This window comes from Plesiomonas sp. PI-19 (assembly GCF_021368255.1).
In the GTDB taxonomy this organism is placed as follows: Bacteria; Pseudomonadota; Gammaproteobacteria; order Enterobacterales; family CAMTGL01; genus Plesiomonas; species Plesiomonas shigelloides.
This window is the reverse complement of the sequence record NZ_JAJNMQ010000001.1, coordinates 1,308,405-1,325,018: the sequence shown is the minus strand read 5'-3', so window position 1 is coordinate 1,325,018 and position 16,614 is coordinate 1,308,405. Positions and strand designations below refer to the sequence as shown.

The following is a 16,614-nucleotide window of genomic DNA, read 5'->3' as shown; positions in this document are numbered from 1 at the left end:
GCCACGCCAGCTACTTCTGATCGTTCTCTGTGCTAACGCTTTCGTTAACAACAGTTTCAGTGTTAACAGTGCTCTGGCTGCCCCAAGCAAATACGTGACAACGTCACCTGAACGGGTGATTTCGGAAATATCGGCAACTTCAACATCGGTAGAAAAACCTCAATCATCAGAACTATCTCACTCACCCAAAGAGCTCGAAATTCGCTTTGCCTCGCCGGAGCAAGCTGAACGTGCCAATCAGTTGGCTGCCAGTTTGCGCTGCCCATCATGTCAAAATCAAAATTTGCTGGAATCCAATTCCGTGCTAGCACGCGATCTGCGGCTCGAAGTTTTTCGGCGCGTGGCGGCTGGTGACAGTGATGATGAGATCCACCGTAGCCTTATTGCCCGCTATGGCGATTTCGTGACTTATCGTCCGCCCCTGAAAACCAGCACCTTGCTGTTATGGGGCACCCCACCGTTGTTGTTGTTGATCGCCGCTATACGGCTCTTTTATCGCCGCAAGCGTAAATCGCTACCACCATCGGCTACGCATTTGTCTCAACAAACGGCAAAGACACCAGCAACATCAAACAGCGCATCATCACTTTCCGTGCTGTTAGTCGTCGTGGTGGTCGCATCGGCTATGCTCGGTGTCGGCTCCGGCTATCAGCGATTGGGGCATTGGGACGCGTGGCGTAACTGGCAAGCCAATCCCGATCAGTTACAGCATCTTGATGGCGCAGCACTGCGCAGTGCTGCGGGAGTGCGATTACATGAGCGCATCAATCAAGATCCGCGCGATAAAGAGGCGTGGGCCGAACTGGCGCAGTGGCTGTTGTATCAAAACCGCTTCGACGAATCGTTGTGGGCCTACGAGCGCTTAGCTCAACTTGAGGGAGAAACCAGTGCGGCAACCTTAGCGGCGCGGGCTACCGTGATGTATTACCGCGATGGACAGCAAATGAGCGCCGCCGTTAAGCGAGAGCTCGCACAGGCACTGACGCAAGACCCTGGTGAAGTCACGGCACTAATGCTGCTCGCCTCAGATCACTTCCTCAACGGACGCTATCGAGAAGCCGCGGCACTGTGGCAGCAACTGTTAGATGAAGGCCGGCCACGACTTAATCGCGAAGCAGTAACCCAAGCATTACAGACGGCGCGCACACTCGGTGGACGCTGATTATCGCTATGTGTCTGAGATCTTAGAACTATACGCATTTTTGACATGCTAATCAGCCAAAAACAAAGAGGGAGCCTAGCTCCCTCTTTGTATAAACCGGTATCACGATCACTGCAATAATGGCTTACGCCAAAATGGCGATCAGCCCATAGGTGATGATCATCGCCAATGAACCCACAGTGGTGATCAGCGCCCAGCGTAAATTGGTATCCATATCCCTACTCCTTAGTGCTCGTGTCGTCTTGCGACAGTGTTCTTGCAACTGTGCTCTTACCGCGTTGTTAGTTCTTATAACTCTATTAGCTATTGCTAGCTGATAGCGCTATCCGGCTGGCCGTTTGTGCTTATACATCGTCCTGACAAAGCACGAACACCACCTCACTGAGTTGTAGTTTAGCGCCTTAATCACCTTGTGTCTTTTTTGTTAATGTGCGTTTCATCACCAATAAAGAATGATACAATCACGCAACCTTATGACGGGTTTATCATCGAGAATAAATCGCCATAAATGCCATAACTAAAGAGAATGGATAATCCGGTCTTAGAACCTATCCCTGTAGGCTCTTAACACTGAATAAGAATGGACAACGGTATGCGACGGATCATTTCACTGATTACCCTCACACTGGCTTCTGCCACCAGCTTCACCGCTCAAGCAGCACTGGATCAGACGTGTTTGACTGAGAAATATGCCGCATTTGTCAAAGCATCAGATAGTTGGTACGCCTCACTGTTGGGTAAAGTTACCGAACAGCATCCAGATCTGGCCGAGGCCGGCAAACAGTTTCTGGCCGAACGTACCCATTACTTTGAGCGCAACTTTACTGCAGTGCGTTGGTACTTGAATCATGAGCCGGGGAAATTGGCTTTAGATAAACCGGTCAACGAATGGCTCACTCTGGATACTGCCAGCGCTGATTTACTCAGCACACAAAGCAAGGAATTTGCCGCTCAAAATGAGCAAGTTTTTAATGATCGGGTACTGAAACCCAATCCACAGAATTATGCCTTACGCGCAGCCTTCGCCGATTTGCTCACTCATCCGGAAAATGTGAAGGCCAGTCTGGAAGCATACAATAACGCGATGGAAAAAATTGAAAGTCAGGTTTGTCGCAAAGAATAAAGAGAAAAGCGTGACGATTTCATTAACCGCGATAGCGAATAACGCTGAATAAAACCCTCCTGAACCGCTAGAAACATGCATCGACATGCATGCAAATAGCGGTTTTTCGCATCACATAGATAAAAATCACACAAATTTTCTCTTTTCCGCTTCCAGAATAGATCATTCTAAGAGAAAATGATCTTTTGGATGTTCGACATCGGGCAACGTTCTGTGCAGTGGTTGGCTAAATCAGCATTTATTGTTGCGCAAATCAGCAACGGTATGCGATAAAACAGCAAACGCTTTCGTTATCATAATTGATAATTACACCAACAACGAAGACAGACAACGGTTCACCTCTGCCCGTGTCTTGATGCTCGCTCAATCAGGAGTTTCTTTTATTCATGGCAACGATCAAAGATGTCGCCAAGCTTGCGGATGTTTCTACCACCACCGTATCGCACGTGATTAATAAAACACGTTTTGTGGCGGAAGAAACACGAAACCGTGTATGGGAAGCGGTAAAAGAGCTGCATTATTCACCCAGTGCGGTTGCCCGAAGCTTAAAAGTTAATCATACCAAGTCTATCGGTATGATTGTGACTACCAGTGACACCCCCTATTTTGCCGAAATTGTGCAATCGGTGGAGGAGCACTGCTACCGTAAGGGCTATACCCTGTTCCTGTGTAACTCACAGAATAACGTGGAAAAACAGCGTGCTTATCTGGCGATGCTGGCACAAAAACGTGTCGATGGCTTGCTGGTAATGTGCTCTGAGTACAACTCTCAGCTGCTGGAACTGCTGGAAAACTATCGCACTATCCCGATGGTGGTGATGGATTGGGGCCCAACTGACAGCGCTTATACTGATCGCATTCAGGATAACAGCTTCGATGGCGGCTATCTGGCAACCAAATACCTGATCGATCGCGGTCACCGTGATATTGGTGTGATCACCGGTCAGATGAACAAAACCACCACCAAAACGCGCTATGATGGCTTCTTAAAAGCCATGAACGATGCGGGTTTGAGTGTGCGTGATGAGTGGGTTGCAGAAGGTAACTTTGAACCAGAATCCGGCCATATAGCGATGAGCCATATTCTGCAAAATGCACAGCATCCAACCGCGGTATTCTGTTTTAACGATACCATGGCCATGGGCGCAATTTGCGCTGCCGGTGAGCAAGGTCTGCGTATTCCGCAGGATATCTCGATCATCGGGTATGACAACATTCGTGATGCGCGTTTCTTCTCGCCACCATTGACTACGATTCACCAGCCAAAAGCGCGTCTGGGCGCGATGGCGTTTGATATGCTGATTGACCGCATTATCAATAAGCGTGAAGGTGGACAAGTGATTGAACTGCATCCTGAGCTGGTCGCTCGCGGCTCGGTGATTGACGGTCCACACAAAGGCTAAATAAGCCGCCACATCAATGCTGCTTAATACGTAAACAGCAAGCTTATATGAGCTTGCTGTTTTATTATCTCTCGACCCTCTCTCGCTTCCTTTTCCTAAAAAAATCCCCACGTCCCCCTCTGGACAGATAATCACAACAACTGTATATATATACATATATTACAGGAGGTATTCTCATGCGTGTTGAAGTCTCAATTGATCGGAATCTGTCTTTACCGGCACATTTTGAACAGCGGCTCCACTCCGTTCTCAGCGAGCAGTTGAACCGTTATTTTGATGAACCTAGCGTGTTGATTAAACGCGGTGCTAACGGCCTTTCCGTTTCTCGCGCCACGAAAGAAGAACGGGAAAGAGTCGAAGAGATCTTACAAGAAGTTTGGGAAAGTGCCGATGAATGGCTCGAAGAATAAATAGCAAAAATTTCTGAACACTTAATTTTGTCTTAAGTATCGTTTTTTATTCTTGCTCATAACACCACATGGAGGCGTTATGAGCATATCAGGTTATTTTCCTTATTCGCTGCAGATTGCACGCAGCCGCCAACAGCAAGAGCCGCTGAAACAGTTTATTCAAGCGGCCTATACCCGTGAATTCTCTGCCTCTATCCCCCACTTTTTGCCCTTGCTGCTCGGGCTGTATGACGAGCACGATTTGCTGATCGGCGCTTGTGGCGTCAATCCTGCTGCCAGTGGCCCGCTCTATCTGGAGCACTACCTAAACGCGCCCGTTGAAGAGATCATCTCCAAGCGACTGGCCGAATCCAGTGAGCAGTCTCAATCCGCCACTGACTTGCCGCGCATCACACGATCACAAATTGCTGAAATCGGTAATCTGGCGGTCAGTAGCCCAGGTGATGGTCGATTACTGTTTGCTGCGATATGCCGTTTTTTACTGGCCGATGGTTACCCGTGGGTGACCTTTACCGGTACCCAGAAGCTGCGTAACAGTTTGCATCGCTTGCATCTGAATCCGCTGGTGTTAGCGGAAGCACATGCCGAACAAGTGGGCAGCGATGCTGGCGCATGGGGGAATTATTACCACTGCGCACCGCAAGTGATGGCGGGGAATATCCATGATGGGCTGGAGGTATTAACTCGCATTTCGCCGTCTGTGCGCCTGATGCCTTCGCCAAACATTTCCTCGCTAATCATGCCCGGCTTTCCTCTGGTATGGGGGGCATGCTAATGGAAATGCTCCTGTTCACTGCCATCCGTCAGCATGCACAGCACTCCCCTGAGCGCATTGCACTGCAAGATGCACAGCATTCGCTGAGTTACGCCCAGCTCTGGCAACGCATTCAACTGCGCGCAACCGAGCTGCAAGCACATCACGTCCGCCGTTTAGCAATAGCACTGGATAACGGTATCGAATGGGCGCTAACCGATCTCAGTGCCTTGTATGCGGGTATTACCGTTATCCCGGTACCGCACTTCTTCTCAGCCAGCCAACAAGAATGGCTGCTGCGCACCAGTCAAACCGACAGTCTGCTGACCTCAGCCAGCAGCAATTGGTTGAGTGCTGGCATTTTAACACCCGCGATAGATTCAGAAGATTCAGATACAGCATCTTCCGCATCAGTAGGCATAAGCGCGCAACTCAACCTGTTACAGAGTCACTTTCCACAAGATCATGCACCACATCACCAATGCGATGGGCGCTCCATAAAGGCGGAGCGACCCTCTCAAGTGGATGCTAAAGAGTTTACCGCTAAGATCACCTTTACCTCTGGCACAACCGGACAGCCGAAAGGCGTGTGTTTAAGCAACCAACACCTGATGCGCACGACCCAAGCACTGGCTGACGCGGTCAGCGCGCTGGATATTCAGCGCCACCTGACCGTATTGCCACTGACGACGTTGCTCGAAAATATCACCGGTTTGTATGTTCCGTTATTACTTGGTGCCACCAGCCTGCTGCCATCATTAGCAGAAATTGGCTTTCAAGGATCCAGCCGGTTAGAACCGCAGCAATTTTTGCGTTGCCTGCAAACATTTCGTCCGCACAGCATGGTGTTAGTGCCGGAATTACTTCGGTTGTTATTGGCCTTAGCTCCCGCAGCCGCCGATAGCCTGAGCGAGCTGCGATTTATCGCCGTGGGCGGCGGACGGGTTGCCGCCAGTTTGCTGCAACAAGCGCAACAGCTAAACCTGCCGGTATATCAGGGCTACGGCTTATCAGAATGCGGCTCGGTCGTTTCCCTCAATACGCCACAAGGAAACTGCCTTGGCTCAGCGGGTCGTCCACTGCCGCATTGTCGTATACGTTTGGCGGATGACGGCGAAATTCTGGTCAGTGGCGCGGTGATGCAAGGCTATTTGCTCGCCGAGCAGACTCACACAGACTCATCGAATGCAACAGAAGCAGCAAACCCCGCTGACAACGCCCCTGTCCATGAACATGAAATCGCCACCGGCGATCTGGGCTATCTGGATGACAACGGCTTTTTGCACATCACCGGACGCAAAAAGAATGTCCAGATCAACGCGTATGGCCGCAACTTCTCCCCCGAATGGATTGAGTCCGAAGCACAAATTTGCCCCGCTATTCGCGCGCTGGTGCTGTATGGCGATGCCCTTCCCAGCAATGTTGCTCTGATTGATGTGATGCCAGGGCAAGAGCACGCTCTTGCCGCCCAACTCAGCGCCCTGAATCAGGGCCTGCCCGATTATGCCCAGATTTCACACTGGATTGTCGCTGAACCGCCGCTGTCAGCGAATCCAGATTGGTTTACTCGCAACGGCCGTCCACGCCGCGACGTTATCTTTCAACACTATCAGGATCAGATAGTTCGTCTGGCCACAGGAGATGCACAATGAGCTTCTATCAACAATTACAACAAGCCACCGCCACTGAACGGGCTCACTTACTGCAAGCGCCGATTATTGCGGCCAGCCTTAACGGTGACATCACATTAGCCCAATATCATGCATTCCTGACGCAAGCCTTTCATCATGTTCGCCACACAGTGCCGTTACTGATGGCCGCCGGTAGCAGACTGACCAGTGAACAAGAGTGGCTGCGTGATGCCATTGCCGAATATATCGAAGAAGAGTTAGGCCACCAGCGCTGGATTTTGGATGACATTCGCCACAGCCATGGCGATGCCGAAAGCGCTGAACACTCGCGCCCTTCACTGCCCATCGAGCTGATGGTCTCGTTTTTATATGACCAGATCCAACGCCATAACCCATTGAGTTTATTTGGCATGGTGTTGGTTCTGGAAGGCACCAGTGTGTCGCTAGCCACCCACGTTGCCGCGCACATCCAACAGCACCTACAGCTGCCAGCAGAAGCCATGAGCTACCTGACTTCGCATGGCGCGCTGGATCAGTCGCACTTGGTCTTTTTTGCTGGCTTGATGGACAAAATCACCGATCCACAAGATCAGGCCGACATCATCCACGCCGCACGCGTTGTGTATCAACTGTACGGTGCGATGTTGCATCAACTCACCGCCACCCGCGCTCCCTTGCCCGAGGAGATGTTGTCATGAAATTGCACAACCTGCGCATTTTGCTCACTGGTGCCAGTGGTGGTATTGGCAGTGAGCTCGCCAGACTGTTGGCAGAACAACAAAACTCGCTGATCTTACTGGGGCGCGATCTGAGCGCGCTGGAAAAATTGCGTCGATCCCTGCCAAATCCTGAGCAGCACCAGTGCTTGAGCGTGGATCTAACCGATCAACGCCAGATCTTGGCCTTGGCTAGCGCGGATGAATTGCAAGCCGGTATCGATATCCTGATCAATAACGCAGGCACCAGTCACTTCGCGTGGCTTGAAGATCAGAGCCCACATCAGATTAACGCCCAACTTTCATTGAATCTGAGCGCCCCGATACTGCTGACTCGCACACTGCTGCCGCTGCTGCATCGTCCCGGTAAAATTCTCAATATTGGCTCCAGTTTTGGCGGGATCGGCTACCCCGGTTATAGCGTGTACTGCGCCGCCAAATTTGGTCTGCACGGTTTTAGCCAAGCGCTAGCCCGTGAGCTGCACGGCAGTGGGATTGATGTCTGTTATATCGCCCCACGCGCCACGCGCACGGATCTCAATAGCCCTGCCGTCTATGCCATGAATGCCGAACTCGGTAATCACACTGACAGTGTGGAGTCTGTCGCTGCCGCCGTGATTAACGCTTTACAAGATTCAACGCGTAGCCGCTGGCTTGGCTGGCCAGAAAAGCTGTTTGTCCGCATCAATGCCCTGCTGCCACGCGTGGTGGATCGCGCCATTGCTGCTCGCCATGCGGTGATCGCCCGTTACGCACGCCAAACATTACCGCCCATTTTAACGCCAACTGAGCTGCAACAGGCCGCTCTGAAGCACGATCTGAAGCATAAGGAGTCTTGAGATGAAATCAGCCTTACCTCTGCTGGCAACCCTCCTCGCTACATTCGGTGGGATCAGTCACAGCGTTGCTAACACAACAGCGAACACCACAGCCGACACGACATTACAAACCCTGCAAACCCGCTGGGCAGAATGCCAATATCAAACATTGACCATGAACCGTGAAAAATGCCTGACAACGCTGACCGAGCAGGCCAAGGCCGATGTCAAAAAATACCCCGAGCGCACGGATTTACTGATCTGGAGTGCCATCATCGAAAGTTCGCTCGCCGGTGAGCGCGGCGGTTTAGGCGCACTGGGTCTGGTCAAAGAAGCCAAAGCCTCTTTGGAAAAAGCGTTAAAACAAAACCCGAATGCCCTCGATGGCTCCGCCTATACCAGCCTCGGCTCACTCTATTACAAAGTGCCCGGCTGGCCAGTGGGTTTTGGCGATGATGAACAGGCCGAACGGTTGCTGAAAAAAGCACTGGCAATCAACCCGAACGGTATCGATCCCAACTATTTCTACGGAGATTTTCTGTTAGAACAAGGTGATAAAGCGCAAGCCAAAGTCTACCTACAAAAAGCACTGCAAGCCCCCAATCGCCCGGGACGTGAATTGGCCGACAAAGGACGGCGGTATGAAATCCAGCAAAAACTGGATAAACTCTGAACATAGAGCATGTTAAGGATAGCGACAGGACAGGAGTCAGAACCATGCGGATCTTGCTAGTAGAAGATGACCCGATGCTGGGCGATGGCATTGCTGACGGCCTACGCCAGCACGGGTTTACCGTGGACTGGCTTACTTGTGGTTTACCAGTCGCCGCCACATTGGCCGCAGAATCTTTTGCGGCCGTGATCTTAGATCTGACCCTGCCCGACATCGACGGCCTACAAGTGCTGCGCCGTCTACGTCGTGACGGCAGCACCGTACCGGTGCTGATCCTAACCGCGCGCGATGCTCTGGATGACAGAGTCACTGGCCTCGATGCCGGTGCGGATGATTACCTGCCCAAACCGTTTGCCATGAAAGAGCTGATCTCGCGCCTGCGCGCGCTGGTCAGGCGCAGCAAAGGCGTCATTCAACCCGAGTTGCGCCATGGCGCGATTTGCCTGTTCCCTGAAGCGCAGCAAGCGACTTTTAACGACCAGCCGGTGACACTCACTCGGCAAGAATTTCGCCTGTTAGAAGAGCTGCTGCTGCACTGTGGCCGCGTGATGACCAAAGAGCTCTTGGAGCAAAGCCTGTATGGCTGGAATGACGGCGTAGAAAGCAATGCCATCGAGGTGCATATCCATCACTTGCGCAAAAAGTTCTATCCAGAATTGATCCGCAATATTCGTGGTGTCGGTTATATCGTTGAGGCCCTGCCGAGCCGACCAGCCAACAGCACTGTTTCGCCATCGTGAGCTGATGATGATGAAAAATCGTGCCCGTTCGATTCGCCGCTTTCTACTAACCAGCGTCTTGCTGATTGTCAGCTCCGTGCTCAGCGTCAGTGCGCTGCTCGGCTATCGCGATGCTAATCATGAAACTGAAGAGCTGTTTGATGCGCGGCTAGCCCAATCAGCACGGATTACCTTACGTTTACTGAGCCAATACCTTGAGCTGCACCCCAATATCCCTGCTGGCGGTGAGATTTATCCTGACTGGCATCCGGCCACAACCTCAGCCATAGCACCGAGCTCGTCCAGCAGCAATGTCAGCACCAGCAAGCCGGATGACGACGAGAGTGACGAAGCAACCCCCGAAGGCCATCAGTATGAGCGCAAACTCTACTTTCAGCTCTACGATCAGCACGGCAATATTCTGCTGCGCTCACCCGGCGCGCCAGACTCACGACTGTCAGCACCCCAAGCCGGTTTTGCCACCACCGATAACAACGGTAAAGCTTGGCGCACCTTTACCCTTGCCGATCCGCAACAACAGCGCTGGTTGGTGGTGGGCGAACACAGCGATATTCGCCGCGAATTAGCCGATAAAATCGCGCTACGCACTATTCAGCCCCTATTACTGACCTTGCCACTTCTGCTGATCATGCTGTGGCTGGCGATTTTACACGCCCTTTCGCCACTGACACGATTGACCAATGCCATCAGTGAGCGTCATCCGGATAACTTGCGCCCGTTACAACCACGTGAAACCACCGATGAGTTGCAGCCTTTGATCAATGAAATCAACCGCCTTATGGCGACCGTTGAAGAGACGCTGGCGCGGGAAAAACAGTTTACGAACGAAGCGGCGCATGAATTACGCACCCCACTCGCGGTATTGGCGCTGCACTGTGAAAATGCCCTGCAAGCAGACACGCCCGCCCAGCGAGAACTGGCCATGCACAAGATGCAACTGGCGTTACAGCGTAGCGAACGCATGATCCAGCAGCTGCTCACTCTCGCCAGACTGGAAAACCAAAATGCAGTTTCGCTCCACGAGGCCGTCGCCCTATTACCTTTGCTGCGTACCTGCATCGCTCAGTTAGCGCCGCTGGCCCTGCAAAAAGAGCAAGACATTGATTTTGTCTGTATCCCTGCCAATGCCGCCCCCGTTATCTGCGGGCAACCCGTTTTGTTGGACATCCTGTTTTCCAACATTTTAGATAACGCCATGCGCTATACCGGTATCGGCGGCAAAATAGATATCGTGCTGGAGCAAAAAAATGGCTCGGCTAGCGTGACAATTCAGGACAACGGACCCGGCCTTAGCGAGGAAGCGTTACGCCGCATTTGCGAACGTTTTTATCGCGCCAACGCAGATCTGGCGCAATCCTCTTCATCCGCAGAAATTACACGCATTGGTGGTGCTGGTCTGGGGATGGCCATTGTGCAAAATATCGCGCGTCACCACGGCGCAACCTTGCAAATTAGCAACCGCCCCTCAGAGACCGCAGAACGTGATGGGCTGAGTGTTTGTCTGTCATTTTCACGTTTAGCGCGGGCCAGCAGTGAGCCCGAAAATACCGCTAACGTACCTAACACTCGCTCATCTCCCCCTCAGCTAAAGGAAAGCTAAAGGGAAATTTTTCCGCTTCGCAATTCGGTCTTAAGGTTAATCACCACAAGCAGCTGACAAATGGCGTAAACGCGATATATTTACTTACCTTAACCAACGATTTTTCATCGTTAAGCACAAAAACACATACCGGATTGTCTTATTCTACTTGCATGTCGTTAATCTGATTAAAGGTGTCACAATGAAACTCTATCAGGCGCAACTTGCAGACATTCATAAACTGGCCCCGTTGTATGTCATGTATCGGCAGGAACGGCATATTCATTCGGAAATCGAGACCATTGAAGACTTCCTTCATGAGCGTCTGGCCAGAAACGATATTGTTATCTTCTACACCGAAACCGGCCAAGGTGAAGTGACCGGCTTCGTTCAGCTAAACCCGATGTTCAGTGCTGTAGAGCTCAAACGCATCTGGTTGCTGTATGACTTGTATGCCAAAGAAGAGGTGCGCGCACAAGTGACCGAACACCTGCTGGCGCGGGCGCGTCAGTTAAGTGAGGAAACGCACTCAGGCCTGATCATGCTGCACAGCCATTCTGCGGAAGGTGCTCATAATCCGGCGCTAACCGATCATTTGCGTTATATCCGCAACACCGTGATGTATGCGCACGGCGCCAAAGCCGATGATGCTCAAGATACAACCTCCGGTAACGATAAGCCGGCGGAATAATCCTCACGCACTTTAGCGTGACCCTCCCTCGGCTGACAGTACCTCACTATGTAAGTAAAGAAGTGAGTAAAGAGGTCAGCCAAAGGCAGTACAAAATTACGCGGGTTATGCCCGCGTTTTCTTATTCTTCTCCCTTTCTTCTTATTGGCCTCACTGCAACTCTCACACTCTATGACTATGCTTTTTCGGCTGTCTTCCGTAAATTCAGCGGTGTCGCACACGCCTGCTGCATTTCTTTGAGTTTTTGGTACACTACGCAGCCTTAATGCTCATTAAAATGACCGGCAAATTCCCTTTTTATCCTGATACGAGGAAAGTTCCGTGAAAAAAAGCTGGATATCAGGCACTTTGCTCGCATGTTCGCTGAGTTTATCTGCCGCTCACGCAGAAGACACCCGCAGCGCATGGCAGCAGACACTGGAAAATGCACAGGGAACCACCGTTTATCTCAACACTGTTGCGGGCAATGCCCAGCTCAGCAACTATCTTGATTGGGCTAAAGATGAGGTGAAAAAGCGTTATAACATCACGCTGGTTCACACCGAAACGCCTAACAATACCGAAATTATCAGCCGCATCATGGCGGACAAAATTGCCGGCAAAAAGCAGCCTGGCAGCTCCGATATTATCTGGCTACATGGCAAATACTTCAGCTCACTGCGCGCGGCCGATTTGCTGTCGGGCCCTTTTGTCGATCAGTTACCGAATTGGCCGGTGGTCGATCAGAGTCTGCCGGTAAAAATTGACGCAACACTGCCGACCGATGGCTACGAAGCGCCGTGGGGTCTAAATCAGCTGACCTTTATCTACGACACAGCGCGTACCGCTACGCCACCTAAAAGCGTTAAAGAGATGCTGACCTACGCGATGCAGCATCCGGGTAAAATTACCTACCCACTGCCGAGCGATATTTATGGTCGTAATTTCCTCAAAGCGGCACTGCTGCAACTGGCTCCAACACCGGATGTGCTGTATCGCGATGTGAAAGAAAGTGACTTCAAATTGCAAACTGCGCCACTGTGGCAATTTTTAGATAACTTGCACCAGTATGCGTGGAAAAACGGCAAGGCTTTCCCAGCCAATCAAGCCGAGATGCTGGCATTGCTGAAGTCTGGCGAGATTGATATGGCCATCAGCCTAAACCCCAATAGTGTGCAATACGCCATTAATAAGGGGCTGATTGCGCCAACCAGTAAAGCTTATGCACTGGATCAAGGGGCCATTACGCGCGCACATTTTTTGGCTATCCCCTTTAATGCGCCGTCACCGGATGCTGCCAAAGTGGTGATTAACTTTTTGATGTCACCAGAAGCGCAGGCGCGCAAGGAAGACCCTGCATTGTGGGGAGATCCTACCATCCTCAATATTTCTGCATTAGGGATGGAGAAAGCGCGCTTTAGCGAACATAAGCCGCTGTTTAAAATTCTGCCCGAGCCACACCCGTCTTGGGAAGATGCGCTAGAAGCCGAATGGCAACGCCGCTATGGCGCACAAGGCGCAACAGTATCGCCTTAAGCGCAAGGCTTTGTATTACACGCAAGACTCGCGTTAAAAATAACGATGACTACAGGCCCGTAACTAAACTCTGGTTGCGGGCTTTGTTTTTATTGCGTTTTTACCATGCGGTTTGCGATGCCCTATCACACAGAGCGAGACAGCCATTCGCGATTTAGAGTATCGGTATCGCCCAGATAATCGAGCAACCACTGAATTGCAGGTGATGAATCTTGCCGACGCCATGCAACACAGCAACGGCTATCCGGCGTATGACTTTCCACTGTCCGCTCCACCAAACGCCCTGAGTCCAGCAGCGGCAACGCCATATGCTCCGGCATCACCCCAACGCCAAGGCCGGCGCAAAAGCAGTCGGTCGCAGCATACCAATCGGGAACCACCAATCGCCGCTGGTTATCCAGCAACCAAGTAGTTCGTTTCGGCAATAGACGCGAGGTGTCTTCCAAACAAATCGACGGGTAGCGACTCAGCAAGGCATCGGTCAGGGGTTGCGGCTCATTTACCACCGGATGGTCGGGGCTGACCACAAAGCGCCACGACATACTGCCCATATCTCGATAATCAAAACTCCCACCGACCGGAATGGCGCTGGTCGCCCCGATCCCCACATCGGCACGGCCATCCACCAGCGCATCCCACACGCCGTTGAACACTTCCATGCTGATCAGTAGCTCCATATCGGGGAACGCTCGGTAAAAGTCAGCGACCAAGTGTCGTACCCGATCAGCACGCACAATATTATCCAGCGCGATGGATAACTGCCCTCGCCAACCATTTGCCACCAACTGACAACGATGCCGAATCCCACTCATGCGCTTGAGTGTTTCTCGCGCTTCAGAGACAAACGTTTGCCCTGCCGGAGTGAGCACCACATCGCGATGTCTTCTTTCAAAAATAACGACAGCAAGCCACTCTTCTAACTGCCTAACGGTGTAACTGATGGCCGAAGGAACACGGTGTAATTCCTGCGCCGCAGCACTAAAACTGCCCGTTCTGGCTACAGATTCAACAACTTGCAGGGTATATTCTGACCACATAGATTTGCCATCAAATTTTTTGAATAGAATAGACAAATATTAGCGTTTTACAGCCGAAACGTCACTCAGTAGACTCCGCGACAGACTATCAGGTCCAAACCATAACAAACATACAAAAGGACAGATGATGAAATCTTCCCTAGGTTTTACCGCATATCTGGCCGGTCTGAGCATGTTGGGCTTTCTTGCCACCGACATGTACTTGCCGGCATTTGACGCCATGCAAACCTCGCTTGGCGCGAACGCCAGTGCGATCGGTGCTACGCTGAGTATCTTCTTAGCCGGTTTTGCCGTCGCGCAACTGGTGTGGGGGCCGCTGTCAGACCGCTTAGGTCGTCGCCCAATCCTGCTGGCCGGTATTTTGCTGTTTACACTGGCTAGCTTTGGCTGCGTTTTCGTCACCTCCGCGACACAGTTGCTGGTTCTGCGCTTTATTCAGGCCGTGGGCGTGTGTGCTGCTGCGGTGAGCTGGCAGGCGCTGGTGGTTGACCGTTTTGAAGGCAACGAAGCCAACCGCATGTTCGCGACTATCATGCCACTGGTGGCCTTGTCACCGGCACTGGCGCCGTTGGTCGGTGTATGGTTGCTGGAGCACTTCTCATGGCGCGCCATCTTTGTGGTACTGGGTCTGACCGGTATTTTGCTGATGCTGTGCACCCTGCGTATTCAAGCTCGCGGCGCGCAACCGGCTAATGAGCAAGCGGTGGGTTATTTCCGCATGCTGACCTCACGCATGTTCTCCGGTAACGTGCTGATCTTCGCGGCTTGCTCTGCGGCCTTCTTTGCTTGGTTGACCGGCTCACCGTTTATTCTGGGTGAATTAGGCTACGGTCCACGTGATATTGGCTTGAGCTACATTCCACAGACCATCGCGTTCTTGGCTGGTGGTTATGGCTGCCGCACCCTGCTGGCACGAACTACTGGCGAGAAAATGCTGCCGTGGTTACTGGCGCTGTTCGTGCTGAGCGTGGTGGGTATGTTCGTGATCCCGTTCACCGGCCATGTTACCTTAGTGCTGCTGATGATCCCATTCTGCTTACTGGCGGTGGCCAACGGTGCGATTTACCCGATTGTAGTGGCGAATGCGCTCGGTGCTTGGAAAGAGCACACCGGTAAAGCCGCCGCGCTGCAAAACGCGCTGCAGCTGGGCCTGAGCTTTTTGGGCAGTATGTTGGTTTCTTGGCGTGCTGATGACGCCCTGCAAGCCACCACGCAAACCATGCTGCTGATGGCTGGTCTGGTGATTGTCGGTTACTTTGTCCAGAGCGTTCGTGCACGTCAGGCGGCACTGGAGCCGCATCAGGCTCAATCTTAATTGTTAGGTTTCGCTGTCAGCGAGCCAGCCTGATTAAGAACACAACAAAAAAGCAGGGAATTATCCCTGCTTTTTTTTCGTTCTCAAAACCGAAATTAAAATCCGAAGCTAAAACCGAAATAGCTTCGCCCTAGTTAAACCCCTAAACGTTACCCTGTCACTGATTTCCGGTTCGCCGCTAGTTATTCAATCTCAATATTCTTTTAATTTATACAGCGTTATGCCGCCGGGATCGCCTGTTCTTGCGGTAAACAGACATCCACCTCCGGCCAATAGTGCTCGGTGTGCCTCGCTAACAAAGTGCCCTGCTCAATGAGGTGAGCCAAACGCATCAGCAAAAACTCATGCCCGGGAGAATCACTCAAACACGCCGACGCTCTGGCCACCAGCATCAACGCTTTATTCCATCCCTCATCTGCAGCATTGAGCAAAACCGCATCATAAAAACTCTCTGGCGCGCTGATAATTCTCCCCTCACTGCGATAGCGAAGTGGCTCATTATCCGCTTCCAATTGTTGCCACAATCGAGTCGCGGCCTGAATATCCGCTGCGGTCACCGGCTCAGCATGCTGCTCACACTCAGCAAGATGCGCAGCCGCTGGATATTGCGCTGTATAAGGCAGCGTAGCACCGCTACTTGTCCGGCCACGAGCAGCATAGCGCACAACGTGGAATAACCCTGCCTGCTGTGGCGGCACATGGCGCAACAACTGACAACGCATCAACTCATCTTGCAGTGAATCCGAGCACCATAACCAGACCGGTGACTCATGTGCCAACCATTGCGGCAGCATGTCCAGTGGACGCTGCATATTATTCAGCACCAGACTCAGTTCATACGGGGTGAACGGAAACGCGGGTTTGCCACGCATCAACTCACGCCAATAGTGTCGACGATCCAGTGACAGCCGACCATGGCACAGAGCATCGCCGAACAAGACCACTTTGTCTTGATGGCGCCCCTGACGTCGTAACATATCCCGCAATACTGACGCGCAGTGGTGCTCAGAAATGATATGCATGTTTTCTGTAACCATCTGGCGATCC

At 51.9% G+C, this 16,614-nt stretch carries 17 protein-coding genes; 14 read left to right on the top strand and 3 right to left on the bottom strand.

Annotated elements, in window-relative coordinates; translation table 11 throughout:
- Positions 1–94: 94 nt before the first annotated feature.
- Entirely contained in the window at positions 95–1,162 is a 1,068-nt protein-coding gene (locus LQ901_RS06035) for a cytochrome c-type biogenesis protein CcmH (protein WP_178088376.1), read from the top strand.
- 124 nt (positions 1,163–1,286) lie between these two features.
- On the opposite strand, the gene LQ901_RS06030 is transcribed toward LQ901_RS06035, so the two are convergent.
- Positions 1,287–1,376, bottom strand: coding sequence for a YnhF family membrane protein (locus LQ901_RS06030; protein WP_106910750.1), 90 nt, complete (start codon positions 1,374–1,376; stop codon positions 1,287–1,289).
- 378 nt (positions 1,377–1,754) lie between these two features.
- On the opposite strand from LQ901_RS06030, the gene LQ901_RS06025 reads away from it, so the two are divergent.
- From LQ901_RS06025 to LQ901_RS05970, 12 genes are all read left to right on the top strand, one after another.
- Positions 1,755–2,285 carry a hypothetical protein gene (locus LQ901_RS06025; RefSeq protein WP_047708638.1) on the top strand — a complete coding sequence of 177 codons (531 nt, stop codon included), beginning with the start codon at positions 1,755–1,757 and terminating at the stop codon, positions 2,283–2,285.
- A 386-nt stretch (positions 2,286–2,671) separates the two neighbouring features.
- Entirely contained in the window at positions 2,672–3,688 is a 1,017-nt protein-coding gene (gene purR, locus LQ901_RS06020) for an HTH-type transcriptional repressor PurR (RefSeq protein WP_010863654.1), read from the top strand.
- A gap of 176 nt (positions 3,689–3,864) precedes the next feature.
- Positions 3,865–4,098: a DinI-like family protein gene (locus tag LQ901_RS06015; RefSeq protein ID WP_010863655.1), complete on the top strand. Its 234-nt coding sequence runs from the start codon at positions 3,865–3,867 to the stop codon at positions 4,096–4,098.
- A 79-nt stretch (positions 4,099–4,177) separates the two neighbouring features.
- Complete coding sequence (locus LQ901_RS06010) at positions 4,178–4,873, top strand: thermostable hemolysin (RefSeq protein ID WP_152136251.1); 696 nt, start codon at positions 4,178–4,180, stop codon at positions 4,871–4,873.
- Entirely contained in the window at positions 4,873–6,504 is a 1,632-nt protein-coding gene (locus LQ901_RS06005) for an AMP-binding protein (protein WP_230405908.1), read from the top strand. Before LQ901_RS06010 ends, LQ901_RS06005 begins: the two co-directional genes overlap by 1 nt.
- The gene (locus LQ901_RS06000) at positions 6,501–7,181 is read left to right on the top strand and encodes a TenA family transcriptional regulator (protein ID WP_039044747.1); all 681 of its coding nucleotides are present in this window, start codon (positions 6,501–6,503) and stop codon (positions 7,179–7,181) included. The genes LQ901_RS06005 and LQ901_RS06000 overlap by 4 nt, the downstream gene beginning before the upstream one ends.
- Positions 7,178–8,038 carry an SDR family oxidoreductase gene (locus tag LQ901_RS05995; RefSeq protein WP_152136250.1) on the top strand — a complete coding sequence of 287 codons (861 nt, stop codon included), beginning with the start codon at positions 7,178–7,180 and terminating at the stop codon, positions 8,036–8,038. Before LQ901_RS06000 ends, LQ901_RS05995 begins: the two co-directional genes overlap by 4 nt.
- Position 8,039: 1 nt before the next feature.
- A complete protein-coding gene (locus LQ901_RS05990) occupies positions 8,040–8,690 on the top strand; it encodes a tetratricopeptide repeat protein (RefSeq protein ID WP_112866199.1) in 651 nt (216 codons plus the stop codon).
- 44 nt (positions 8,691–8,734) lie between these two features.
- A complete protein-coding gene (locus LQ901_RS05985) occupies positions 8,735–9,430 on the top strand; it encodes a response regulator (RefSeq protein WP_152136249.1) in 696 nt (231 codons plus the stop codon).
- A gap of 7 nt (positions 9,431–9,437) precedes the next feature.
- Positions 9,438–11,030 carry an ATP-binding protein gene (locus LQ901_RS05980; RefSeq protein ID WP_233672042.1) on the top strand — a complete coding sequence of 531 codons (1,593 nt, stop codon included), beginning with the start codon at positions 9,438–9,440 and terminating at the stop codon, positions 11,028–11,030.
- A 181-nt stretch (positions 11,031–11,211) separates the two neighbouring features.
- Complete coding sequence (locus LQ901_RS05975) at positions 11,212–11,700, top strand: hypothetical protein (protein ID WP_010863663.1); 489 nt, start codon at positions 11,212–11,214, stop codon at positions 11,698–11,700.
- Positions 11,701–12,021: 321 nt separating this feature from the next.
- A complete protein-coding gene (locus LQ901_RS05970) occupies positions 12,022–13,215 on the top strand; it encodes an ABC transporter substrate-binding protein (protein WP_010863664.1) in 1,194 nt (397 codons plus the stop codon).
- A 125-nt stretch (positions 13,216–13,340) separates the two neighbouring features.
- Here LQ901_RS05970 and punR read toward each other — a convergent pair whose 3' ends face one another.
- Positions 13,341–14,252 (bottom strand): DNA-binding transcriptional activator PunR, encoded by a 912-nt coding sequence (punR, locus tag LQ901_RS05965; RefSeq protein ID WP_010863665.1) that lies wholly within the window; start codon positions 14,250–14,252, stop codon positions 13,341–13,343.
- A gap of 127 nt (positions 14,253–14,379) precedes the next feature.
- On the opposite strand from punR, the gene punC reads away from it, so the two are divergent.
- Positions 14,380–15,567, top strand: a complete 1,188-nt coding sequence (gene punC / locus LQ901_RS05960) for a purine nucleoside transporter PunC (RefSeq protein ID WP_064977758.1) — start codon at positions 14,380–14,382, stop codon at positions 15,565–15,567.
- Positions 15,568–15,785: 218 nt separating this feature from the next.
- Here the strand turns inward: punC and LQ901_RS05955 are convergent, their stop codons facing one another.
- Positions 15,786–16,604, bottom strand: a complete 819-nt coding sequence (locus LQ901_RS05955) for a DUF3658 domain-containing protein (protein WP_064977759.1) — start codon at positions 16,602–16,604, stop codon at positions 15,786–15,788.
- Positions 16,605–16,614: the final 10 nt, after the last annotated feature.